Below are 21,240 nucleotides of genomic sequence, written 5' to 3' on the forward strand. Positions count from 1 at the left end.
ACGGGCGTGCGGGGGATCGGGGTCAGGCGCCGCTGGTGTCGAAGACGGAGTCGCGGGCCTGGGTCAGGGCGGTGCGCAGGGCGCCGGTGAGGATGGGGTCGCCGTCGAGCCGGCTGATGCGCAACTGGGGGCGGGGCAGGGCGAGTCCGGTGAGCTCGGCCTCCACCCGCTCGCGCAGGGCGTCGCCGCCGGCCTGGGCCACCTGCCCGGACAGGACGACGAGTTCGGGGTCGACGACGGCGACGACAGCGGCCAGGCCGGTGGCGAGACGCCGGGCGACCTCGTCGAGGACGTCGCCCCGGGCGAGCGCCTCGGTCAGGTCCTCGACGCCGCCCGCGAGCCGGCGCACGGCGGGGGCGGCGACCAGGCTCTGGAACCCGCCGCCCGCGTCGTTGCGGGCGATGACGGCGTCGCCGCCGCGGGCCAGCGGGGCGCCGGGCAGCGGCATGTAGCCGATCTCGCCCGCGCCGCCGGTCGCACCCCGCAGCAGCACGCCGCCGAGCACGATCGCGGCGCCGACGCCCTCGTCGACGTACGCGAGCACGAAGTCGTCGTGGTCCTGGGCGGCGCCCTCGTACTGCTCGGCGACGGCGGCGAGGTTCACGTCGTTCTCGATGGAGACCGGGGTGCCGAGCACCTCCGCCAGTTCCGTGCGCAGGGTGCGCGAGTGCCAGCCCGGCAGGTGCGGGGCGTACCGGAGCCGGCCCGAGTGCGGGTCGATCGCGCCCGGGGTGCCGATGACGGTGGCGGTCAGGTCGTCGTGGCCGAGCCCGGCCCGGTCAAGAGCCCCGTCGACGGCCTCGGCGACGAGCTGGGCGGTGCGGTGGCGCACGTCCTCGGCGACGGCGTGCGCCTCGATGCGGCACCGGCCGCGCTCGGCGCCGCTGATGTCGGCGACGACGGCGGTGATGCCGGTCGGGTCGGCGGACAGCGCGGCGATGTGCGCGGCGCCGGGGTGGATCTCGTAGAGCACCGCGTTCGGTCCCGGGCGGCCGGTCTGGCTGCCGGTGGTCCGCACGAGCGACGCGGCTTCGAGCCGCCCGAGGATCTGCGAGGTGGTCGGCTTGGAGAGGCCGGTGAGCTCGCCGATCCGGGTGCGGGTCAGCGGGCCGTGGGCCACGAGGAGGTCGAGCGCCGCGCGGTCGTTCATGGCGCGCAGCACGCTGGGCGTGCCGGGGGTACCAGCCATGTGTCCTGCCTCCTCGCAGCACTGTTAGGAAAGTTTCCTATTGGGTGCGAGGAACGTATGGCGCGAATGAAGGGGGCGTCAATAGGGGGTGGATCGGCGGCTACCAAGTCGTTACGTGCACGGCGGCCGGGTCGGCGCCGGGCCGGCCGACGGCCTTCCGGCCCCGGTCCGTAGCGGAACGTCACCGGATTTGTAACTTGCATCACATTCAGGTGGTTCCGGTGTCTACAGTCGTTCCCTGCCATCTACGTCTTCTACGTCTTCTATGTCTCCTGCGTCTTGTGCGCGTCAGGCACCTCGGGGGTTCGCATGGCCACCTTCAACATCCGGCAGCAGAGCGGCACCATCCAGCAAGCCGATGTGATCCACAACCACGGCGGTCCGCCCGGTGAACTCGCCGACCAACTGGCCCTGCTGATCGCGGAGTTGCGGGCCCCGGCCGTTCAGGGCGACGCGCGCGCGGAGCAGGCGGCGGCCGAGCTCGTCGGCGCCCTGGAAGAGGCCTCGTCCCCGCAGGCCGACCCGGGGCGGGTGCGCACCGCGCTCGCCAGGGCCGCCGGGCTCCTCGCCGGCGTCGCCTCGGCCGCGGGGATCGTCACCTCCCTCGAGGCGATCGTCGCCGCGCTGCCGCTCGGCTGAGGCGGCGTCATGACCGACTTCCACATCGGCAGCCAGCGGGCCGGCCTGATCCAGAACGCGGACGTCGTGATCAACGCGGGCGCCCCCGCGACCGACCACCGCGCCGCGGCCGAGAACGCGCTGCGCGCACAGGACTACGAGTCCGCGATCACCCACCTCAAGCAGGTGCTGACGACGGACCCGGGCGACCCGCTCGCCCGCTTCCGGCTGGTCCTCGCCGCCCTGCGCGGCCGCCACCCCGACCGCTACGGCGCCCGCCAGATCCACGACCTGACCGCGCGCCTGGTCCGGCTCGTCACCGAGCACCCCGACTGCCACCACGCCCGGCTCCTCGCCCTCGTCATCAACGACGGCATGGTGGCGAGCGGCCCCGCGGGCCCGCCCATGCCCGGCGCGGAGACCCGCCGCCTCGTCGCCCTGGTCGACCCGGACCGGGCCCGCGAGATCGTCGACCACGTCCACGTCCCCGAGAGCCCCGTCCGCGCGCTGCTCGGCCGCGCCGCCGGACGCAGAGCCACGTCCCCGAACCCCCAGGAGTCCTGAGCCATGACGTTACCGCCGCCCTCGGCGCCACAGCCGCACGTGCCGCCGCAGGGACAGCAGCCCGCCCCGGGCGGGCAGACCTCGCGGCCCCCGGCCCACTGGATCGCCCGCTACTTCATCGACCCGCCGCACCCGGCAGCGCTGCGGTCCGCCCAGATCAAGATGGGGATCGGCGCCGGCGCCCTGGTCCTCGGCGTGCTGCTGCTCGTCGCGGCGGACGCCGGAGGCAAGGGGCTCGGCGCCATCCTGCTGGTGGTCGGCTGCATCGTCGGCGGCAGCGGCCTGTCGGCGAAGAAGGTCTACGACGCCGCGTACGCGCTGGCGATGCCCCGCCCCAGCGACGCCGAGATCGACCAGCTGATCGGCATGGACTCCTTCTCCATCCTGAACCGCGCCCTGCCCCAGCTCGGCCTCACCGACGCGGATCTGGTGCAGCCCAGGGGCGTCTCCGGCACGGCCGGGGTGAGCTTCACCGACATCGAGGCCCGGGCCGGCGCGACGGCGGTCCCGGGCGGCAACCAGATGATGGTCTGGGGCCCGGCCTTCCCCTGCAACAGCGCCATCGGCGCGGACGGACGGACCCGGTACTCGCGCTACGAGTTCATGGTGATCTGCCCCACCCACTACCAGCTGGCCATCTACAAGTGCGAACTCGACCTCTACACAGGTCAGTTGAAGGAGAGCACGAACGAGTACCACTACCAGGACGTGGTGGCGGTGCGCACCTCCTCCGTACCGCTCAACCGGCACGGCGGGCAGTACGTGAACCCGCGGCCCTCGCAGCGCGTGTACTTCGCCCGGTTCGACACGAAGCGCGTGATGGAGATCATCGTCTCCAGCGGCGACCGCACCTCGATCAACCTGAGGGTCTCCTCCTCGGCCGAGGCCACCGTCGACTCCGGCGACCCGCTGGACTTCCCGCAGGTCCTGGAGCGCGTACGGGCCACACTGCGGGAGAAGAAGGGCGGCGTGCGGCACGCCGACGAGGATCTGATCTGACGCACGGCCGTGCCCCGCGGCCGGCCGGGCGGCGGGGACAGGCTGACGCCCGGCTTCGGCCCGTCAGCCGGTGAAGCCTCCCGCGTGCAGCGCGGCCTCGACCTTCGCCCGGTGCGCCGTCTCCCACGCGTCCAGCGTCTCGGCGGCCTCCTGCGCGAGCTTCGCCCGCGCGTCCGCGAGGATCTCGGCGCCGCGGGCGGCGGGCACGATCACGACGCCGTCCTCGTCGGCGACGACCACGTCCCCGGACGCCACGGTGACGCCGCCGCACCGGTTCGCTTCCCTTCGGTGCCCTGGATTCCGGTCCGCCCGGCGGTGACCGCACAGGGGAGGGGCCGACCGCCCAGGACTGCGGCTGCCGGCCACCCGGAACACGAAGACCCGGATCGAAGATCAGGCGGAGACGCCTTCGATCCGGGCCAGCGCCTCGTCCGCGCCGAACGGCTGCAGGTACGGCAGCCAGCGCGGGTCCCTATGCCCGGTCCCGATGATGCGCCACGCGAGGCCCGTGGGCGGGGCGGGCTTGTGGCGCAGGCGCCAGCCGATCTCCACCAGGTGGCGGTCGGCCTTGGTGTGGTTGCAGCGGCGGCACGACGCCACCACGTTGTCCCAGACGTGCTGACCGCCGCGGCTGCGCGGGATCACGTGGTCGACGCTGGTTGCGACGCCACCGCAGTACATGCACCGGCCGCCGTCACGGGCGAACAGTGCACGCCGGGTCAGAGGAACGGGCCCCCGGTAGGGGACCCGGACGAACCGCTTGAGCCGGACCACGCTGGGAGCGGGGACGGTGCGTGTCGCGCTGTGCATGAAGGCGCCGGACTCCTCGAGGCACGTGGCCTTGTTCTCGAGGACGAGTACGAGCGCGCGGCGGAGCGGTACGACGCCGAGTGGCTCGTACGACGCGTTGAGGACCAGGACATGCGGCACGGAGGCCTCCTTGTACGCCGGCGGCGCGTGGCTCGCGCCGGGACGATCTCGTAGCCAGTCTCCCCTCATGCCTGGTCGTGGCGCCACCATGTCCACGTAACGGGCTGGGAGTGTTTTCGACCACACGTCCTTCATCCCCAGGCGGGTACCGGCTCTCCCTCGAACATCACAACGATCCACACACAATGCCCCGTTAGTGTGGTGGGTCTGCCCGCTCATGTCCCCGAGCCGCGTCCCGAGGCGGGCAGATGGCTACGCCTGGAGGTACCTGCCGTGATCTTGTCCGTCCTGTCGGCCGCGGGGGCGAGCGACTCCTCGTCCGACACCCCGCAACCCACCCTCAAGGACGCCCAGGAGCAGGCCGGTCAGGCCGCCAGCTGGGTCGAGCAGAACTGGTCGGCCTGGCTGGGCATCGGTCTGCGGGTGCTGCTGATCGTCGTCATCGCCTGTGCGCTGCGGGTGGCGATACGGCGCGCCATCACCAAACTCATCGAGCGCATGAACCGCACCGCGCAGGCCGTCGACGGCACCGCGCTCGGCGGTCTCCTCGTGAACGTGGAGCGGCGCCGCCAGCGCTCCCACGCCATCGGCTCCGTGCTCCGCTCGGTCGCCTCGTTCCTGATCATGGGCACCGCGGCGCTGATGATCCTCAGCGCGTTCGACATCAATCTCGCGCCGCTGCTGGCCTCCGCCGGTGTCGCCGGTGTCGCGATCGGTTTCGGCGCCCGCAACCTCGTCACCGACTTCCTCTCCGGTGTCTTCATGATCCTGGAGGACCAGTACGGCGTCGGGGACACCATCGACGCGGGAGTCGCCTCCGGCGAGGTCATCGAGGTGGGCCTGCGGGTCACCAAGCTGCGCGGCGACCACGGCGAGATCTGGTACGTGCGCAACGGCGAGGTCAAGCGCATCGGCAACCTCTCCCAGGGCTGGGCCACGGCCGGCGTCGACGTCACCGTCCGCGCCGACGAGGACCTGGACAAGGTGAAGGCGGCCCTGGCCGAGGTCGGCGAGACCATGAGCAAGGCCGAGCCGTGGAACGAGATGCTGTGGGGCCCCGTCGAGGTGCTCGGCCTGGACAGCGTGCTGCTCGACTCGATGGTGGTCCGCGTCACCGCCAAGACCATGCCCGGCAAGGCCCTGACCGTCGAGCGCGAACTGCGCTGGCGCATCAAGCGGGCCTTCGACGAGGCCGGCATCCGCATCGTGGGCGGCGTGCCCGCGCAGGTGGACGCCGATCCGGCCGACCCGACGGCCGGTATGTCGGCGCCGTCCGCGTACGCGTCCACCACGTCGCCGCAGTCGCTGGCCGCCTCCCCGATAGTGCCGCCGAACCTGGCCAAGTAGCACCCGGTACGACGACGCGGGGGCGCCCGGAGATCTCTCTCCGGGCGCCCCCGTCCGCGTCAGGCGGTCCGCAGCTGAGCCGGCTGCACCGAGCGGCGCAGCAGCGGCAGCGTGGTGGCCGCCGCCAGCAGGCACGCCGCGTAGACGGCGAAGGGCACCAGGAGCGGTGTCACGAGCGTCACGGACCGGTCCGTGACGAACGCGTACGCCGTGTGGATCGCCGTGCCGCCGGCCGTCGCGAGGAGCAGCGCGGGCAGCAGCGGCAGCCCCGTCTCCAGGAGCAGGGCCCGCGTCAGGACCCGGCGCGGCACTCCGGCGGCGGCCTGCGCGGCGAGCGCCCGGCGCCGCGAGGACAGCGACTCGGCCGTGCCCACCGCGAGCCCGGCCAGGCTGATCAGCAGGGCGATCAGGACAGCGGCGGCGGTGAGGTTCAGGCCGAAGGCGTAGTAGCCGACGTCCTGGGCCACGCCGGTCTCGGCCGCGTTCACGGACAGTTGCTCGAGCAGCACTTCCCGGATGCCGGCCAGGCCGACGCCGACGACGGTGACCAGGACGATCGCCGCGTGACTGCGCGCCGCCGACCAGGGGTCCTCCTGGAGCCGGTGCGCGGCGAGCAGCACGGCGGGCCGCTCGGTGCGCGGTGCGAGCCGCCGCCCCAGGATCGCGGCGGCCGCGCCCGCGACCCGGATGGCGCCCGCGCCGGTCAGCACGACGGCGCCGACCACGAACAGCGGCAGGGAAGCGGTCCGGCCCGTCCGGCCCTGGTTCAGGACCAGGACCGCACCGAGCACGACCACGAGAGCGGGCAGCAGCAGCCCGGTCACGAGGCCGGGACCGCCCCCCGGCCTCTCCCGGCGGACGTGCCCGAGCGGGGACGCCACGACCCGGCGCAGCGCGAAGGCACCGACCAGCGCGGCCAGCGCCGGGACCACCAGGACCACGAGGACGGACCCGGCCCAGGCGAGCGGATCGGGCAGCCGGCCCGCCGCCACCACGCACACCGTGCTCACCACGAAGGCGGCCACCGCACCCAGCAGGCACGTGAGCCCCGCCTCCAGGGCCGCGATCCGCCGCACCTGCCGGGGGCCCGCCCCCGAGAGCCGCAGCGCGGCCAGGCGCCGCTCGCGGTGGACCGCGCCGATCCGGGCGCACTGCCCGAGGAAGCCGAGGACGGGGACGAGGAGGAGCAGCAGCGCGGCGACGACGCCGTGCCGTGTGCCGGGCTGGTCCAGCAGACCGTGGCCGAACGGGAAATGGACCTGGCCCCGCAGGCTCCCGAAGGCGACCGCCGCGAGCGCGAACCCGGTCGCCACCGCCGCGCCGAGCGCCGTGAGCACGGCCCGGCGCCGCTCCAGCCGGTCCGCCCCGCGGGTCAGCAGCCACGCGAGGCGCAGGTCGGAGGTGACACTCATCGGGCCACCTCCGCCGACAGCACGGCGTGCGGCGAGGTCTCCTGCACCACCCCGTCGCGCAGGCTCACCTCCCGGTCCGCGTACGCCGCCACCTGCGCCTCGTGCGTCACCAGGACCACCGCCGTGTGCGTCTCGCGCGCGGTGTGGACCAGGGACGTCATGACCTGCTCGGTCGCCAGGGAGTCCAGTGCGCCGGTCGGCTCGTCGGCGAAGACGACCTTCGGCTCCGTGACCAGGGCCCGGGCCAGCGCGACCCGCTGGGCCTGGCCGCCGCTCAGCTCGCCGGGCCGCAGCTCGCGCCGGCCGCGCACCCCGAACCGCTCCAGCCACGCGTCGGCCTCCGCCTGCGCGGCGGCGCGCGGGCGGCCGGCCAGCAGCAGCGGCAGGGCGACGTTGTCCAGGGCCGTCAGCTCCGGGATGAGCTGGCCGAACTGGAAGACGACGCCGAAGTCGGTGCGGCGCAGCTCGCTCAGCCGCTCCTCGCCGAGGCCGTCGAGCCGGGTGTCCGCGTACGTCACCGTGCCCTCGTCGGGGCGGACGATGCCGGCCAGGCAGTGCAGCAGCGTCGACTTGCCGCTGCCGCTGGCGCCCGTGACGGCGAGGATCTCGCCCGGGCGCACGCCGACGGAGGCGCCGCTCAGCGCCGGCGTCTTCCCGTACGCCTTGGTCAGGCCGTGCGCCGACAGGAGGAAGGAGTTGCTCATGCTGCGGTGACCTCCGCGGTCAGAGTGGCGAGCCGGGCCGCGGTGGTGGTCATCCAGCGCAGGTCGGCGTCGAGGTGGGCCAGGGCGTAGTCGGCGGACAGGACGGTCGTCAGATCGGCCCCCGGGTCGCTCTTCAGCGCGGTCAGTTCGCGCATCCGGGCCATGTGCGCGGCACGCTGGGCGAGCAGGTGCGCGGCGGGGTCGGCGCCGTGGTCGGCGACCAGGATCGAGACGACGACCTTGGCGAAGATCTCGTTGGCCACGTGCGGCGCGGGCGGCGTGATCTCCCCGGCCCAGCCGAGGAGTTCACCCCTGCCCCGGGCGGTCGACCGGTACAGGGTGCGCTCCGGGCCGCCGTCGGAATCCGTGCCGTCGACCTCCACGAGTCCGTCGCGGACCAGGCGCTGCAAGGTCGTGTAGACCTGCGCGTAGGCGAGGGGGCGGGCCTGCGGGAACCGCTCGTCGTGGCGTCGCTTCAGGTCGTAGCCGTGCCGGGGACCGGAAGCGAGCAGCCCCAGCAGGACATGGCGGGTGCTCATGGCGATCATTATGTACCGCGTATATGTACTGAGTACATAGTGATCGGCGAGGCGGCAACAAGTGGGAACCGGGGTTCCGTTCAGGTGCCGTGCGGCTCAGTCGCCCGGGGCCTCCGCCACGGCGTACGCCTCCACCGACCACAGCGAGATGCCGAACCGCGTCGCCCTCTTGTCACCGACGACCCGCACGAACCGCACGTCCTTCGCGTCCATCCGCACCGACTCGCGTCCGCCCTGCCCGTCCCGCACGGTCGCCGCCGTGCGCCAGGCGCGGCCGTCGGCGGAGGTCTGCACGCGGTAGCCGGACGCGTACGCGTCCTGCCAGCGCAGCACCACCTGGCCGAGCCGGACCGGCTTCGCGAGCTCCACCTGCCACCACTCGCCGTCCTTCGCCGGGGACGACCAACGGGTCCCCACGTCCCCGTCGTTGGCGCCGTCGGCCGGGAAGTCCGGCGTCTCGTCCGCCGAGGACGACGGGGTGCCCGAGCGGGCGAGATCGGGGCCCGCGGTGCGCGGGTAGGCGCGCACGGTCAGCGTCCGGGTCTCGTCGCCGAACGCCACCGGCACGTCGTAGGTGCCCGCCGGGGTGCCCTCGGGGACCGTGACCTCGACCGGCACGTCCACCGTGGTGCCGCGCGGCAGCGCCGACCTCTTCGGCACCTCGACGCGGATGCCGTGCGGTGCCTTCGCCGTCAGCCTGCCGTGGACGTCCGCGGGGCGGCGCGAGGTCAGCCGGGCGGTCACCCGCTGCGCGCCGCCGCCGATCTCCGCGTCGGCCTCGGTGCGGGCCAGCGTGACGGAGACGGCGGGGGAGTCCGTGTACCAGGGGACGACGTGACGGACCGCGCCGCCGGACGCGCCCGTGACCCGTACCGCGTCCGCCCGGACGTTCTTCGCGGCCAGCTCCGTGAAACCGCCGTCCGCGAGCGCGCCGAGCCGCTGCCAGCCCTCGCCGGCCACATGGGCCTCGACCGAGCCCGTCGTACCCGGATCGGCCAGCACGGTGACCGTCGACAGGGCGCGCACCCGCGGGAGTTCGGCCCGCTCACCGCTCGCCGCGTCGGGCCCCGAGACCCCCGACCACGCCGCGAACGTCCTCGCGGCCCTGGCCAGGAACGGGTCCAGCACGCCCTTGCCGACGGTGACCTGGCTCTTCTTCAGCTCCGTGCGCAGCGTCGCGAGCCGGCGCGACGCCGTCCACGCCGCCGTGCTGTCGCCGCGCGCCGCCGCGTCCAGCATGTCGACGGCCGTCTCGCCCGCCGCGCCGTAGAGCCCCAACTTCTCGCTCCAGGGACGCACTTCGTCCTCCAGGGCCGTGTCGTCGAGCCCGTCGGGCGTGCGCCGCATCACCGTGAACGCGGCCCGCAGCTCCGTTGCCGCCGCCTTGTTCCGTGCCGCGTCCGTCGTCGTACGCGCCTGCCAGAACGCGGAGAACAGCGGCCTGAGGTACGCCGACTCGTCCGCGCCGAGGACCGACGAGGCGTCGTTGCCCGCCAGGGCGCCCAGCGCCGCGCCCGTGTCCGCGTCGCCGCCCGCCAGGTCGTCGATCGCCGCCTTCCAGGACTCCTGGGGGCGGTAGTCGCGCGGGTTCCACGCGTAGTCCGCGGCGGTGAACAAAGGGATGCGGGACGCCGCGGGTTGCTCCATCGCGGTGGCGAGCACCGCCGCCGAACCGGACGCCACCGCCGGCTCCCGGCCGGTGTACGGGCCGAGGAAGATACGGTCCTGCGCGTAGTCGTTCACCGGGTAGTTGTCCATCGTGAGCAGCTTGTGCGTGCCGCCCGACGAGCCGAACGCCGCCCGGGCGCCCGCCAGTTCGCCCCCGGTGATGGTGCGCGGCACCACGCCGACGCCGGTCCACGCGACCTGCACCGCGTCGTCCAGGCCGCGGGCCAGCGCCGTGCGGTACGCGGTCCGCCCGTCCTGGTAGTACTCGGTCGGCATCAGCGACAGCGGCTCGGCGTCCGGGTGCCGCGCGGCGAGGTGCCGGGCCACCGCGTTCGCGACCTTCGCCTGCGCCTTCGCCGCGGCCTTCGGCCCGGACCCGAACTCCCGCGCGTCGGACGCGCAGTGCCACTCGCTGTACGACACGTCCTGGAACTGGAGCTGGAAGGCCCGCACCCCGAGCGCCCACATGGCGTCCAGCTTGCGGTTGAGCGCCTTGACGTCGTCGGGGGACGACATGCACATCGCCTGTCCGGGTGCGACGGCCCAGGCGAGCGTGACGTGGTTGGCGCGGGCCCGCTCGGCGAGCCGGCGGAAGTCCGCCCGCCGCTCCGCCGGGTACGGCTCGCGCCAGCGGGCCTGCCGGAACAGGTCGTCGCCGGGGGCGTAGAGGTAGCGGTTCTGCTTGGTGCGGCCCATGAAGTCGAGCTGCGCGAGCCGCTGTCCGGTGGTCCAGGGCGTCCCGTAGAAGCCCTCGGTGAGGCCGCGCACGGCGGTGCCCGGCCAGTCCCGGACGACGGCCCCGGCGACGGTCCGCCCCTGGACCAGCTGCCGGAACGTCTGCGCGGCGTGGAACAGGCCGTCGTCCCCGATGCCCTCCATGGCGACGGTCGGACGCCCCGACACGTGTCCCACGGCGAGGCGGTAGCCGCCGGCGGGCAGATCGCGGCGGGCGGCGGCGCCGAGCCCGCGCAGCGTCGCGTCGAGCGAACCGGTGCCGCTGTCCCAAGAGCCCGTCCGGTAGTCGGCCGCCCCGGAGGAGGTCTCGGGCGTGGTCGAGCCCGTGCGCACCACGAGCCCGGAGCCGGCCGGCACCGCCGTCTCGGCGTCCACCTGCCGGATCTCCCGCGCGCCCGCGCCGCGCAGCACCGTGCGCAGCGCCTCCACCGCGTACGGGTCGGTGCCCGGCGGCGTCACGAGCACCACGTCGTCCGGGACCGACACCCCGTTCGCCGCCGCCTTCAGCGACTGCGGGCGCGGCCAGACCGACGGCAGCCCCGACTCCGACTCCAGGTCACCCGCGAAGGGGCCGCCGGGGGCGGGCGGCGCCGCCAGCGCTCCCGTGGCCCCGCCCAGCGTCCCCGCGATGACGGCGACCGCGAGGGCGGCCGCCCGCTTCCTGCGCCGGAGCTGCACCGCGTACTCCTCGAATGGTCAAGGGGACAGACCTGTCCCAGCATGGCTGACGAGCCCACCACTGTCCGGGGCAGGGTGTCAACGCCCGTGGCCGATGTGCCGCAATTGCCCGGTCGGGCGTGGTGGGGCGGCCGCAGGACTTCCGGTTTTCACCGCCCTATGGTCAAGTTCCTTTCGCCGTCCACAATGTGACCAGCAACACGTTCTCCACCCGTAAAGGTCTGCGTGCGTGTCCACTGGGTAGGGCATCCGACTCCAGACACGTACGCGACCTCTGACGAAGGAGGCCCTCGTGGCCGCATCAGCACACCTCCTGCTCTCTGCCCTCTCCAAACAGGCGGACACCACGCTGACCGGCGCCGACACCACGACGTCCTCGACCGAACCGCCGCTCACCAGCGAGCCGCCCTTCGCGGACTACGCCCCGCTGACCTCCGAGCCGCCCCTCACCGACGCGGCCCCGCTGACGTCCGAGCCCACCGCGAGCGGCCTGGCCGCGGGGTGAGCCTTTCCCGGCTCGCCGCACTGCACGGCGTGGCCACGTCCTACTCCCCGGCACCGGGCCGCACGGTCCGCGCCTCCGACACGGCCGTCACAGCGGCGCTCGCCGCGCTCGGCGTCGACGCGGGCACCCCGGAGGCGATCCGCGACGCGCTGGCCGCACGGGAGGCCGAACAGGCGGGCCGGCTGCTGCCGCCGACGGTGGTGTGGTGGCTCGACGACCCGCGCCCGGCGTGGCTGACCGAACTCCCCGAGGGCACACGCCTGTCCCTGACGCCCGAGCCGCCGGGTGAACGGGCGGGCAGGTGGACGTATCCGCCGCGAAGCGGCGAACAGGAAGTCCCCCCACCGGGCGTGCACACACTCACGGCGGAAACCACGGACGGCACGACGGCGACCGCCCACCTCATCGCCGCACCGCCCACCGCCCCGCTCCCGCCACCCCGCACGCACGGCCTCCTGGTCCAGCTCTACTCCCTGCTCTCCGCCCGTTCCTGGGGCATGGGCGACCTCGGCGACCTGGCCGACCTGGCATCCTGGTCGGCCCGCACCCACGGCACCGGATTCCTCCAGGTCAACCCGTTGCACGCGGCGGTCCCCGCGGGCCCCGACGGCGGCACCGACCCGTCCCCGTACCGCCCCTCGTCCCGCCGCTTCCCCGACCCGGTGCACCTGCGGATCGAGGACGTACCCGAGTACGCGTACGTCCCCTCACGCGCGCGGGAGGCCGCCCGGCTGCGCGAAGCGGTGCTGAGCGGCGGGGAGTTGATCGACCGGGACGCGGTCTGGGCGCTGAAGCGGGAGACCCTCGAAGCGGTCCACGCCGTCCCGCTGACCCCCGGCCGCCGCGCCGCCTACTGGGACTTCCTCGCCGAGCAGGGCACCGCCCTGGAGGACCACGCCACGTACAGCGCGCTCGCCGAGCGCCACGGCCCCGACCGGCACACCTGGCCGGCCGCGCTCCAGGACCCGCGCTCGCCGAAGACCGCCCGCGCCCGCCGCGAACTGATGGACCGCGTCGACTTCCACGGCCGGCTCGCCTGGCTCACCGACACCCAGCTTGCCGCCGCCCAGCGGGCCGCGCGCGACGCGGGCATGCCGATCGGGCTCGTGCACGACCTCGCGGTCGGCGTGCACCCGGGCGGCGCCGACGCGTGGGCGCAGCGCGACGTCTTCGCGCAGGGCATGAGCGTGGGCGCGCCCCCGGACGCCTTCAACGCGCGCGGCCAGGACTGGGGCCTGCCCCCGTGGCGCCCCGACCGCCTCGCGGCGACCGGCTACGCGCCCTTCCGCGACCTGCTGCGCCATCTGATGCGGCACGCGGGCGCCGTCCGCATCGACCATGTGATGGGCCTGTTCCGGCTCTGGTGGATCCCGGACGGCGAGGCCCCGACCGAGGGCACGTACGTCCACTACGACGCCGAGGCGATGCTGGCCGTCCTCGTCCTGGAGGCGGCGCGCTCGGGGACGTACGTCATCGGGGAGGACCTGGGCACGGTCGAGCCGGGCGTGCGCGAGCGGCTGCGCGAGCGCGGCGTCCTCGGCACGTCGGTGCTGTGGTTCGAGCGGGACTGGGAGGGCGACGGACGTCCGGTGCCGGCCGAGGAGTGGCGCACGGACTGTGTCGCCACGGCCACCACGCACGACCTGCCGTCCACCGCGGCCCGGCTGTCCGGCGACGACGTGCGGCTGCGCGAGCGGCTCGGACTGTCCACGGCGACACCGGCCGAGGCGGCGGCGGAGGTGGCGGACTGGCTCGCCCTGTTCGCCCGGCTCGGCCTGCTGCCGCGCGGCGGCCACGACGACGAGGAGGAGGCCGTCCGGGCCGTGCACCGCTTCCTGCTGCGCACCCCGGCCCGGCTGGTCGGCCTCTGGCTGCCCGATCTGGTGGGCGACCGGCGCCCGCAGAACCTGCCCGGCACCTGGGACGAGTACCCGAACTGGCGGCTGCCCGTCGCGGACGCCGCCGGCCGCCCCGTCACCCTGGAGGAACTGGCCGCATCGGCCCGCGCGCACGCCCTGCTGGCGGTGTTCGGGGACCGGCACGCGCAGACGGCCGTGCCCCTTACAGGCCCCCCGGACGCGCGGCGCGTTTAGGGGTTCGCTACGTTGGCACCGTGGACAAGAAGAACGCCCTGCGCGCCGGCGCCCTGGCCTCCGGTACGACGCTGATGATGCTCCTCATGTCGTCCCCCGCGCTCGCGCTCACGCGCGACGACGGCGACGACCCGGGTAAGGGCCTGAGCGTGATCGAGACGCTCGGCCTCTACGTCGCCGCCCCGATCGTCATCTTCCTGGTGATCGCCGGCCTCGTGATCCTGGGCGACAAGTCCCGCAAGCAGCCGAAGCAGGGCTGACCCGCAGAGTTTCCCCGTCGAGGGCACCCGCCGCGCATCCGTCGCGGCGGGTGCCCTCGACGCGTTCTCACGGGGTGTGCGGCCGCTTCGCCGTGAGATAGCGCTGCACCGTGGGGGCGAGCCAGTCCACGATCTCCGCCCGGTCCAGCGCCACGCTCGCCGGGAACCGCAGCACGTACCGCGTCAGCGCGAGCCCGAGCACCTGGGACGCGCACAGGGCCGCCCGGGCCGGCGCCTGCTCCGGGACGGGGCAGACCTGCCGGGCCACCGGGATCAGCTGGTCGCGCAGCACGCCCTGGATCCGCTCGGCGGCGGCCGGATTGGTGACGCCGACCCGCAGCAGCGCCGTGAGCACCTCGTTCTCCTCCCACAGGTCCAGGAAGCGGGTCACCAGGGCGCGGCCCAGCTCGTCGCGCGGGACGCCGGCCGGGTCCGGCAGCTCCAGATCCACGGCGACGGCCGCCGCGAAGAGACCTTCCTTGTTCGTGAAGTACCGCATCACCATGGACGGGTCGATCCGCGCGTCGCCCGCGATGGCCCGGATCGTGGCCCGCTCGTACCCGTCCGCCGCGAACCGCTCCCGGGCCGCCGCGAGGATCGTGGCCCTGGTGGCGTCGGAACGGCGTCCGGCCTGCTGCTTCTCGCTCATGCCAACAAACGTAGGCCAACGCCTGTTGACAGTCCATAGCTGCGGCTCTACGTTTGCCAACAAGCGTTGACCAACAAGCGTTGACCAACAAGCGTTGACCAACAAGCGTTGACCAGAAGGCGTCGGCGCGGCCCGGTCGTAGGAGGCCCTCATGAACGGCACCGCGCACCACGGCACCCCGCACGACCGCTCCGTCATCGTCGTCGGCTCCGGCCCCACCGGCCTGCTGCTCGCCGGGGACCTCGCCGCCGCCGGCGTCCCCGTCACCCTCGTCGAGAAGCGTCCCCACAAGATCAGCAACCTCTCCCGCGCCTTCGTCGTGCACGCCCGCACCCTGGAACAGCTCGACGCGCGCGGCCTCGCCGACGAGATCGAGGAGAAGGGCCGGGTGCTCGACCGGCTGCGGCTGTTCGGCAGCCTCACCATCGAGCTGACCGGCCTGCCCACCCGCTTCGACCACCTCCTCGTCGTCCCGCAGTACGAGGTCGAGAAGGTCTTGGAGCGGCGCGCGGCCGAGGCCGGGGTCGTCTTCGCGTACGACACCGAGGTGACCGGCCTGGTCCAGGGCACCGACGGGGTCACCCTCCAGGTCCGGGGCGCGGACGGCGAGCCGGCCGAGCTGAGCGCCGCCTACGTCGTCGGCACCGACGGCATGCGCAGCGCCGTACGGGAGGCCGTGGGCCTGCCCTTCCCGGGAAAGTCGGTCATCCGCTCCGTCGTCCTCGCCGACGTCCGCCTCGCCGAGCAGCCGGACGACCTGCTCACCGTGAACACCGTCGGCGACGCCTTCGCCTTCATCGCCCCCTTCGGCGACGGCTACTACCGCGTCATCGGCTGGAACCGCGCCCGCGACGTGCCCGACAGCGAGCCCCTCGGCCTCGACGAGGTCAAGGAGATCGCCCGGCTCGCCCTCGGCCGCGACTACGGCATGCACGACGCCCGCTGGATGTCCCGCTTCCACAGCGACGAACGCCAGGCGCCGCACTACCGCGTGGGCCGCGTCCTGCTCGCGGGCGACGCCGCGCACGTGCACACCCCGGCGGGCGGCCAGGGCATGAACACCGGTCTCCAGGACGCCGCGAACCTCGGCTGGAAGCTGGCCGCCGTCGTGGGCGGGCGTGCTGCCGACGCCCTGCTGGACACGTACGAGGCCGAGCGGCACCCCGTCGGCAAGGCCGTGCTGCGCAGCAGCGGTGGCCTGGTACGGATGGCGATGGCCAAGACCCCCTGGATGTTCGCGGCCCGCGGCGCCCTCACCGCCGTGCTCGACCGGATCCGCCCCGCCCGCGAGCGCGCCCTCGGCCAGATCACCGGCATCGGCGTCGCCTACCCGGCGCCGAAGGGTGCCCACCCGCTCGTCGGCAAGCGGGTGCCCGACGTGGCCCTCGCCGGCGGCACCCGGCTCTACGAGGCCTTGCGCGCGGGCGAGTTCGTGCTGATCCTGCCCGAGGGGACCGCGTACAGGAGCGACGGCGTCCGGGTCGCCCACTGGGCGAGCGACCGCCGCACGGCCCTGCTGGTGCGGCCCGACGGGTACGCGGCGTGGGCGTCGACGTCGGCAGAAGGGGGAGTTAAGTCCACCGACTTCCCCCGCGAGTTCGCCACATACTCTTTGCGATAGCTGGAGCGAGCAGGGGAGTTGGGGGACATGGAGCGGGTCGTGGCGCTCAGGAGGTGCTACCGGTTGTGGTGGCTCTCGGTGGCGGCGATGCACTGGTCGGCGATGGTCGGGACGGCGTTGTGGACGCCCGTGCCGGGGTGGCTGCCGCGGGCCGCGGCGGGGATGCGCCGCCTCGTGGACCGGGAGCGGAAGCTGGCCGCCGCCTGGTCGGGGATCACCGTCGAGGCGCCGCCCGCCGCGCGGGACGGGCACGGCACGGAGCGGCGCGGGGTCGTGGCCCGCTACCGGTGGCTCCTGGAGGACCCGCAGCGGCTGCGCGAGTGGCGCTGGATCACGCTGTACTCGTTCGCCGCCGGACTCGTCGCCGGCCTTCCCGTCGGCCTTGTCGGCTACGGACTGTGGGGCGTCTTCCTCGCGTTCTTCGGCCCGTACCTCGCCGACCGGGGCACCGGCTGGGACGGCCTCTGGTACACGATCATCCACGTGACGGACGTCCCCACGGCCCTGATGGCGGGTCTGCTCGGACTCGTCGTCGCCGCGACCGGCCTCGGGATCGCGCCCGCCATGGTCGACCGGCACGCCCGCTTCGTCCGCGCGACCCTCGCCCCCGGCGAGCAGGAGATGATGGCCGCCCGCATCGCCCATCTGTCCGCGACCCGCTCCGACGCCGTCGACACCTCCGCGGCCGAACTGCGCCGCATCGAAAGGGACCTGCACGACGGCGCCCAGGCCCGCCTGGTGGCGATGGGCATGACGCTGGACGCCGCCGAGCACCGGCTGAAGGACGACCCGGAGGCCGTACGGACGCTGCTCGCCGAGGCCCGTGCCTCCTCGTCGGCCGCGTTGAAGGAACTGCGCGACCTGGTCCGCGGCATCCACCCGCCGGTCCTCGCCGACCGCGGACTGGCCGACGCCGTGCGGTCGTTGGCGCTGCTGAGCCCGCTGGACACGGAGGTCACCGTCGACCTGCCGGCCCGCCCCGAGCCGCCCGTCGAGTCGGCCGTGTACTTCGCGGTCGCCGAGGCCGTCACGAACGCGGCCAAGCACGCGGACGCCGAACGGCTGTGGATCGACATCGGCTACGACACCGCGCGCTCGGCCCTGCGCGTCGGCGTCACCGACGACGGGCACGGCGGCGCGCACCCGTCCCGGGGCAGCGGCCTCGCCGGGATCGAGCGCCGCCTGGCCACCTTCGACGGCGTCCTCGCGGTCAACAGCCCGGCCGGCGGTCCGACGCAGATCTCGATGGAGGTGCCGTGCGCGTTGTCGTCGCCGAAGACCACTTCCTGCTGAGGGACGGTCTCGTCCGGCTCCTCGGCGCGTACGGCCACGAGGTCGCCGCCGCCGTCGACAACGGTCCCGAACTGCGCAAGGTCCTCGTCGCGGAGCGGCCCGACGTCGCGATCGTCGACGTCCGGCTGCCCCCGGACTTCAGCGACGAGGGCCTGCGCGCGGCCCTCGCCGCACGCGAACAGGTGCCGGGGCTCCCGGTGCTGCTGCTCTCGCAGTACGTGGAGCCCTTGTACGCCAGGGAGTTGCTGGCGGACGGCGCCGGCGCGGTCGGCTACGTCCTGAAGGACCGGGTGACGAACGGCGCCGAGTTCCTGCGCACCATCGGGCAGGTCGCCGGCGGCGGCACCGTGATGGACCCCGAGGTCGTCTCGAAGCTGCTGGCCCGCAAGGTCCGCGACCGGCGCCTCGGCTCCCTGACCGCCCGGGAGCGCGAGGTGCTCGGCCTGCTCGCGCAGGGGCGGTCCAACGCGGGGGTGGCGGAGGCGCTGTTCGTCACCGAGAAGGCCGTGGCCAAGCACATCGGCAACATCTTCACGAAGCTCGGCCTCCTGCCCGGCGAGAGCGACAACCGCCGGGTGCTGGCCGTACTGGCGTACCTGGAGGGCTGAGGCCCGCTACTCGCCGGGAGCGGTGGTCGCCAGCAACTGCCTCAGCAGATCGGACAGTTGCTGGGCCTGAGGACCGTCGAGCGCCGCTTCCAGGGCCTTGCGCTGGACGTCGAGGCCGGCGCCCACGGCCTCGTCCACGATCGCCAGGCCCTCGTCGGTCAGGGTGACGTGCAGTCCGCGCCGGTCGTGCGGGTCGGGGGAGCGGCGCACCAGGTTCCGCCGCTCCAGCTTGTCGAGGCGCCCGGTCATGCCGCCCGTGGTCAGCATCAGCGTGGCCGACAGCTGGCGCGGCGAGAGGGTGTAGGGGGCGTCGGCGCGGCGCAGGGTCGCCAGCACGTCGAACTCGCCGCGGGAGATGCCGAGTCGCGCGTACGTCTTCTCGATCCGGTCGCCCATGCCCCGGGCCAGCCGGTAGACGCGTCCGAAGACCTCCATGGCGGTGGTGTCCAGGTCCGGCCGCACCGTCGCCCACTGGTCGACGATCGCGTCGACGGCGTCCTTGTCAGTCATGACCCCGAGTATCCGAGGCTTCTCGCTCCCAGGCAAGAAAGTTGCTTGACGAAAAGTAGCTTGCGGCTAAGCTACTTTCCATCGAGCTACTTGAGGGGGTCCCGGTGAATCCGGTGAAGAACAAGCGCCGCATACCCGGCGAACGGTCCATGACCTTCGCCGCCGCCGTGAACGGCATCGGCAACGGCATGTACGTCCCGTTCACCCTGGTCTTCTTCCACTACGTCACCGGCCTGTCGTTCCCGGTCGTCGGCACCGTCCTCACCGCGACGGGCCTGGCCGGGATGGGCGCGCTGCCGCTGGCCGGCGCGGCGGTCGACCGGTTCGGGGCGCGTCCCGTCCAGTACGCGCTCTACGCGGTCCGGGCCGCCGGCTTCCTGCTCTATCCGGCGGCCCACTCGCTGCCCGCCTTCGCCGCGGTGGCCTTCATGACGGCGGCCGCCGACCGGGCCTTCCCCGCCGCGCAGTCCGCGCTCATCGGCGAGGTGGCACGCGGCGCCGACCGCGACCGGCTCCAGGCGGCCCTGCGCGCGCTCACCAACGGCGGCAGCGGCGCGGGCGCGCTGCTCGCGACGCTGCTCATCGCGGTCGCGGGCCCCGGCGCGTACACGTACGCGGCCTGGGGCAACGCGCTGACGTTCGCGGCGGCGGCGCTGCTGCTGATCCCGCTGCGACCGGTGCGCACCCAAGCGGGCCCCCGGCGCGCAGCGGGCTACCGGCTGGTCGCGGCCGACCGCCCCTTTCTGGTCCTGACCGGCGCCAACTTCCTCAACGCCCTGTCCTACTCGGCCCTTTCGGTGCTCTTCCCGCTGTTCGTCGTGCAGTGGCTGCACGGCCCGGCGGCGCTCACCGGCACGGCGTTCACGGTCAACACGGTGCTGTGCGCGGTCGCCGGGATGTTCGTCGCGGGCCGGGTGCGCGGCGCCGGAGCACGCCGCACCCGCGCGGCGGCACTCGGCGGAATGCTGTTCGCCGCGTCGTTCGCGGGCCTCGCGGTGCTCGGCACGGCCCGGCCGGACGGCGCCTGGCCCGTCGGTACGGCCCTGGTCGTCCTGGTCGTCGTCTACACACTCGGCGAGCTGGTGCACAGCCCGGCCGCCGAGGTCCTCGCGGTCTCCGCGGCGCCGGAGCGGGCCCGCGGCCGCTACCTCGCGGCCTACCAGCTGTCCTGGTCCCTGGCCAAGGCGGTCTCGCCCTCGCTCTTCACCGGCCTGCTCGCCCTCGACGGCCGGGTGCCGTGGCTGTTCCTGATCGCCACCTCCGCCGTGGCGGCCGGGCTGCTGATCCGCGTCGAGCGGCGGCTGCCGGTGGAGTCGGTCGTCGTGGCGCGCGCCCCGCGGGCCGTGCGCGAGCCGGTGGCGGTGGCGTCGTGAACCGGGCGACCGTGGTGCTGCTGACCGCGCTCGCCCCCGTCTCCTGGGGCTCCACCTACGCGGTGACGACCGAACTGCTGCCGCCGGACCGCCCGTTGTTCACGGCGGCGGTGCGCGCCCTGCCCGCCGGGCTGCTGCTCCTCGCGCTGGCGCGCCGGCTGCCGACGGGGGAGTGGTGGTGGAAGGCGGCGGTCCTGGGCGCGCTGAACATCGGCGCGTTCTTCCCCCTGCTGTTCCTGTCCGCGTACCGGCTGCCGGGCGGTCTCGCCGCCGTGGTCGGCTCCCTCGGCCCGCTGTTCGTGGCGGGCCTGTCGGCGGGCCTGCTCGGCCGGCGCCCCTCGCGGCGCACGCTGGTGACCGGGGCCGTGGCCGCGCTCGGCGTCAGCCTCGTGGTGCTGCGGGCCGCGGGCGCGCTCGACGCGCTCGGCGTCGCGGCGGCCCTCGCCTCGACGGCGTCGATGTCGACGGGCACGGTCCTGACGAAGAAGTGGGGCCGCCCCGAGGGCGCCGGCCCGCTGGCGCTGACCGGCTGGCAGCTGACGGCGGGCGGACTGCTGATCGCGCCGCTCGCGCTCGCGGTCGAGGGCGCGCCGCCGGCCCTGGACGGCCGGGCCCTGACCGGCTACGCGTACCTCGCGCTGGCCAACACGGCGGTCGCGTACTGGCTCTGGTTCCGCGGCATCGGCCGCCTCACCGCCACCCAGGTCACCTTCCTCGGCCCGCTCTCACCGCTGACGGCGGCGGTGATCGGCTGGGTGGCACTGGGACAGAGCCTGACGGCGGTCCAACTGGCCGGTATGGCGCTGGCGTTCGGGGCGACCGTGACCGGCCAGCTCCCCGCTCGAATGTTCAGATCTGCTGAACGTAATCAGCGAAAACATTCGATGGACGTGATGGGTGACGTGCTGCGACGGTAGCTCCGTACCCGCAGACACCCCGCACGAG

The 21,240-nt window shown here is 74.0% G+C and carries 21 protein-coding genes; 12 read left to right on the top strand and 9 right to left on the bottom strand.

All coding sequences use genetic code 11. The annotated features are described in order from the left end of the window. Positions 1 to 22: 22 nt before the first annotated feature. Positions 23 to 1,189: an ROK family transcriptional regulator gene (locus ACQUQD_RS26570; protein WP_428954643.1), complete on the bottom strand. Its 1,167-nt coding sequence runs from the start codon at positions 1,187 to 1,189 to the stop codon at positions 23 to 25. Positions 1,190 to 1,498: 309 nt separating this feature from the next. On the opposite strand from ACQUQD_RS26570, the gene ACQUQD_RS26575 reads away from it, so the two are divergent. Genes ACQUQD_RS26575 through ACQUQD_RS26585 form a run of 3 tightly spaced genes read left to right on the top strand, consistent with a single transcriptional unit; the run spans position 1,499 to position 3,370 of the window. After that, entirely contained in the window at positions 1,499 to 1,828 is a 330-nt protein-coding gene (locus ACQUQD_RS26575; protein ID WP_428954644.1) for a hypothetical protein, read from the top strand. A gap of 9 nt (positions 1,829 to 1,837) precedes the next feature. Beyond that, positions 1,838 to 2,371: a hypothetical protein gene (locus ACQUQD_RS26580; RefSeq protein ID WP_428954645.1), complete on the top strand. Its 534-nt coding sequence runs from the start codon at positions 1,838 to 1,840 to the stop codon at positions 2,369 to 2,371. Between the two features lie 3 nt (positions 2,372 to 2,374). Beyond that, entirely contained in the window at positions 2,375 to 3,370 is a 996-nt protein-coding gene (locus tag ACQUQD_RS26585; RefSeq protein WP_428954646.1) for a hypothetical protein, read from the top strand. A 63-nt stretch (positions 3,371 to 3,433) separates the two neighbouring features. Here the strand turns inward: ACQUQD_RS26585 and ACQUQD_RS26590 are convergent, their stop codons facing one another. After that, positions 3,434 to 3,745 carry a hypothetical protein gene (locus tag ACQUQD_RS26590; RefSeq protein ID WP_428954647.1) on the bottom strand — a complete coding sequence of 104 codons (312 nt, stop codon included), beginning with the start codon at positions 3,743 to 3,745 and terminating at the stop codon, positions 3,434 to 3,436. 18 nt (positions 3,746 to 3,763) lie between these two features. Continuing rightward, positions 3,764 to 4,300: an HNH endonuclease gene (locus ACQUQD_RS26595; RefSeq protein ID WP_361542039.1), complete on the bottom strand. Its 537-nt coding sequence runs from the start codon at positions 4,298 to 4,300 to the stop codon at positions 3,764 to 3,766. A 273-nt stretch (positions 4,301 to 4,573) separates the two neighbouring features. Here ACQUQD_RS26595 and ACQUQD_RS26600 point away from each other — a divergent pair, with 273 nt between their 5' ends. Next, a complete protein-coding gene (locus ACQUQD_RS26600) occupies positions 4,574 to 5,647 on the top strand; it encodes a mechanosensitive ion channel family protein (protein WP_428954648.1) in 1,074 nt (357 codons plus the stop codon). A gap of 59 nt (positions 5,648 to 5,706) precedes the next feature. On the opposite strand, the gene ACQUQD_RS26605 is transcribed toward ACQUQD_RS26600, so the two are convergent. The 4 genes from ACQUQD_RS26605 to ACQUQD_RS26620 all read right to left on the bottom strand — a co-directional run bounded on the left by ACQUQD_RS26605 (position 5,707) and on the right by ACQUQD_RS26620 (position 11,383). Then, complete coding sequence (locus ACQUQD_RS26605) at positions 5,707 to 7,059, bottom strand: FtsX-like permease family protein (protein WP_428954649.1); 1,353 nt, start codon at positions 7,057 to 7,059, stop codon at positions 5,707 to 5,709. Then, positions 7,056 to 7,763: an ABC transporter ATP-binding protein gene (locus tag ACQUQD_RS26610; RefSeq protein ID WP_428954650.1), complete on the bottom strand. Its 708-nt coding sequence runs from the start codon at positions 7,761 to 7,763 to the stop codon at positions 7,056 to 7,058. The genes ACQUQD_RS26605 and ACQUQD_RS26610 overlap by 4 nt, the downstream gene beginning before the upstream one ends. Further along, positions 7,760 to 8,302: a PadR family transcriptional regulator gene (locus tag ACQUQD_RS26615; RefSeq protein ID WP_428954651.1), complete on the bottom strand. Its 543-nt coding sequence runs from the start codon at positions 8,300 to 8,302 to the stop codon at positions 7,760 to 7,762. Before ACQUQD_RS26615 ends, ACQUQD_RS26610 begins: the two co-directional genes overlap by 4 nt. 96 nt (positions 8,303 to 8,398) lie before the next feature. Further along, positions 8,399 to 11,383: a beta-N-acetylglucosaminidase domain-containing protein gene (locus ACQUQD_RS26620; protein WP_428954652.1), complete on the bottom strand. Its 2,985-nt coding sequence runs from the start codon at positions 11,381 to 11,383 to the stop codon at positions 8,399 to 8,401. Between the two features lie 292 nt (positions 11,384 to 11,675). Here ACQUQD_RS26620 and ACQUQD_RS26625 point away from each other — a divergent pair, with 292 nt between their 5' ends. The 3 genes from ACQUQD_RS26625 to ACQUQD_RS26635 are packed head-to-tail and all read left to right on the top strand — an operon-like array spanning position 11,676 to position 14,241. Next, the gene (locus ACQUQD_RS26625) at positions 11,676 to 11,888 is read left to right on the top strand and encodes a hypothetical protein (protein WP_428954653.1); all 213 of its coding nucleotides are present in this window, start codon (positions 11,676 to 11,678) and stop codon (positions 11,886 to 11,888) included. Continuing rightward, positions 11,885 to 13,981 carry a 4-alpha-glucanotransferase gene (malQ, locus tag ACQUQD_RS26630; protein WP_428954654.1) on the top strand — a complete coding sequence of 699 codons (2,097 nt, stop codon included), beginning with the start codon at positions 11,885 to 11,887 and terminating at the stop codon, positions 13,979 to 13,981. Before ACQUQD_RS26625 ends, malQ begins: the two co-directional genes overlap by 4 nt. A gap of 20 nt (positions 13,982 to 14,001) precedes the next feature. After that, complete coding sequence (locus tag ACQUQD_RS26635; protein ID WP_428954655.1) at positions 14,002 to 14,241, top strand: hypothetical protein; 240 nt, start codon at positions 14,002 to 14,004, stop codon at positions 14,239 to 14,241. A 67-nt stretch (positions 14,242 to 14,308) separates the two neighbouring features. On the opposite strand, the gene ACQUQD_RS26640 is transcribed toward ACQUQD_RS26635, so the two are convergent. Further along, positions 14,309 to 14,890: a TetR family transcriptional regulator gene (locus tag ACQUQD_RS26640; RefSeq protein ID WP_428954656.1), complete on the bottom strand. Its 582-nt coding sequence runs from the start codon at positions 14,888 to 14,890 to the stop codon at positions 14,309 to 14,311. A gap of 151 nt (positions 14,891 to 15,041) precedes the next feature. On the opposite strand from ACQUQD_RS26640, the gene ACQUQD_RS26645 reads away from it, so the two are divergent. The 3 genes from ACQUQD_RS26645 to ACQUQD_RS26655 are packed head-to-tail and all read left to right on the top strand — an operon-like array spanning position 15,042 to position 18,412. Then, a complete protein-coding gene (locus ACQUQD_RS26645) occupies positions 15,042 to 16,511 on the top strand; it encodes an FAD-dependent monooxygenase (protein ID WP_428954657.1) in 1,470 nt (489 codons plus the stop codon). Positions 16,512 to 16,550: 39 nt separating this feature from the next. Continuing rightward, complete coding sequence (locus ACQUQD_RS26650) at positions 16,551 to 17,804, top strand: histidine kinase (RefSeq protein ID WP_428954658.1); 1,254 nt, start codon at positions 16,551 to 16,553, stop codon at positions 17,802 to 17,804. Next, complete coding sequence (locus ACQUQD_RS26655) at positions 17,768 to 18,412, top strand: LuxR C-terminal-related transcriptional regulator (protein ID WP_428954659.1); 645 nt, start codon at positions 17,768 to 17,770, stop codon at positions 18,410 to 18,412. The genes ACQUQD_RS26650 and ACQUQD_RS26655 overlap by 37 nt, the downstream gene beginning before the upstream one ends. Positions 18,413 to 18,418: 6 nt before the next feature. Here the strand turns inward: ACQUQD_RS26655 and ACQUQD_RS26660 are convergent, their stop codons facing one another. Next, positions 18,419 to 18,922, bottom strand: coding sequence for a MarR family winged helix-turn-helix transcriptional regulator (locus ACQUQD_RS26660; protein WP_428954660.1), 504 nt, complete (start codon positions 18,920 to 18,922; stop codon positions 18,419 to 18,421). Positions 18,923 to 19,026: 104 nt separating this feature from the next. On the opposite strand from ACQUQD_RS26660, the gene ACQUQD_RS26665 reads away from it, so the two are divergent. Both ACQUQD_RS26665 and ACQUQD_RS26670 read left to right on the top strand, forming a co-directional pair. Then, on the top strand, positions 19,027 to 20,295 hold the full coding sequence (locus ACQUQD_RS26665; RefSeq protein WP_428954661.1) for an MFS transporter: 1,269 nt from the start codon (positions 19,027 to 19,029) through the stop codon (positions 20,293 to 20,295). After that, the gene (locus tag ACQUQD_RS26670) at positions 20,292 to 21,212 is read left to right on the top strand and encodes an EamA family transporter (RefSeq protein ID WP_428954662.1); all 921 of its coding nucleotides are present in this window, start codon (positions 20,292 to 20,294) and stop codon (positions 21,210 to 21,212) included. The genes ACQUQD_RS26665 and ACQUQD_RS26670 overlap by 4 nt, the downstream gene beginning before the upstream one ends. Positions 21,213 to 21,240: the final 28 nt, after the last annotated feature.

This window comes from Streptomyces sp. cg35, from assembly GCF_050410835.1.
In the GTDB taxonomy this organism is placed as follows: domain Bacteria; phylum Actinomycetota; class Actinomycetes; order Streptomycetales; family Streptomycetaceae; genus Streptomyces.

Coding starts and splice junctions, on each gene's coding strand:
- ACQUQD_RS26615 (WP_428954651.1), bottom strand. CDS start 8,302: ATGAGCACCCGCCATGTCCTGCTGGGGCTGCTCGCTTCCGGTCCCCGG.
- ACQUQD_RS26610 (WP_428954650.1), bottom strand. CDS start 7,763: ATGAGCAACTCCTTCCTCCTGTCGGCGCACGGCCTGACCAAGGCGTAC.
- ACQUQD_RS26605 (WP_428954649.1), bottom strand. CDS start 7,059: ATGAGTGTCACCTCCGACCTGCGCCTCGCGTGGCTGCTGACCCGCGGG.
- ACQUQD_RS26570 (WP_428954643.1), bottom strand. CDS start 1,189: ATGGCTGGTACCCCCGGCACGCCCAGCGTGCTGCGCGCCATGAACGAC.
- ACQUQD_RS26575 (WP_428954644.1), top strand. CDS start 1,499: ATGGCCACCTTCAACATCCGGCAGCAGAGCGGCACCATCCAGCAAGCC.
- ACQUQD_RS26585 (WP_428954646.1), top strand. CDS start 2,375: ATGACGTTACCGCCGCCCTCGGCGCCACAGCCGCACGTGCCGCCGCAG.
- ACQUQD_RS26640 (WP_428954656.1), bottom strand. CDS start 14,890: ATGAGCGAGAAGCAGCAGGCCGGACGCCGTTCCGACGCCACCAGGGCC.
- ACQUQD_RS26645 (WP_428954657.1), top strand. CDS start 15,042: ATGAACGGCACCGCGCACCACGGCACCCCGCACGACCGCTCCGTCATC.
- ACQUQD_RS26580 (WP_428954645.1), top strand. CDS start 1,838: ATGACCGACTTCCACATCGGCAGCCAGCGGGCCGGCCTGATCCAGAAC.
- ACQUQD_RS26660 (WP_428954660.1), bottom strand. CDS start 18,922: ATGACTGACAAGGACGCCGTCGACGCGATCGTCGACCAGTGGGCGACG.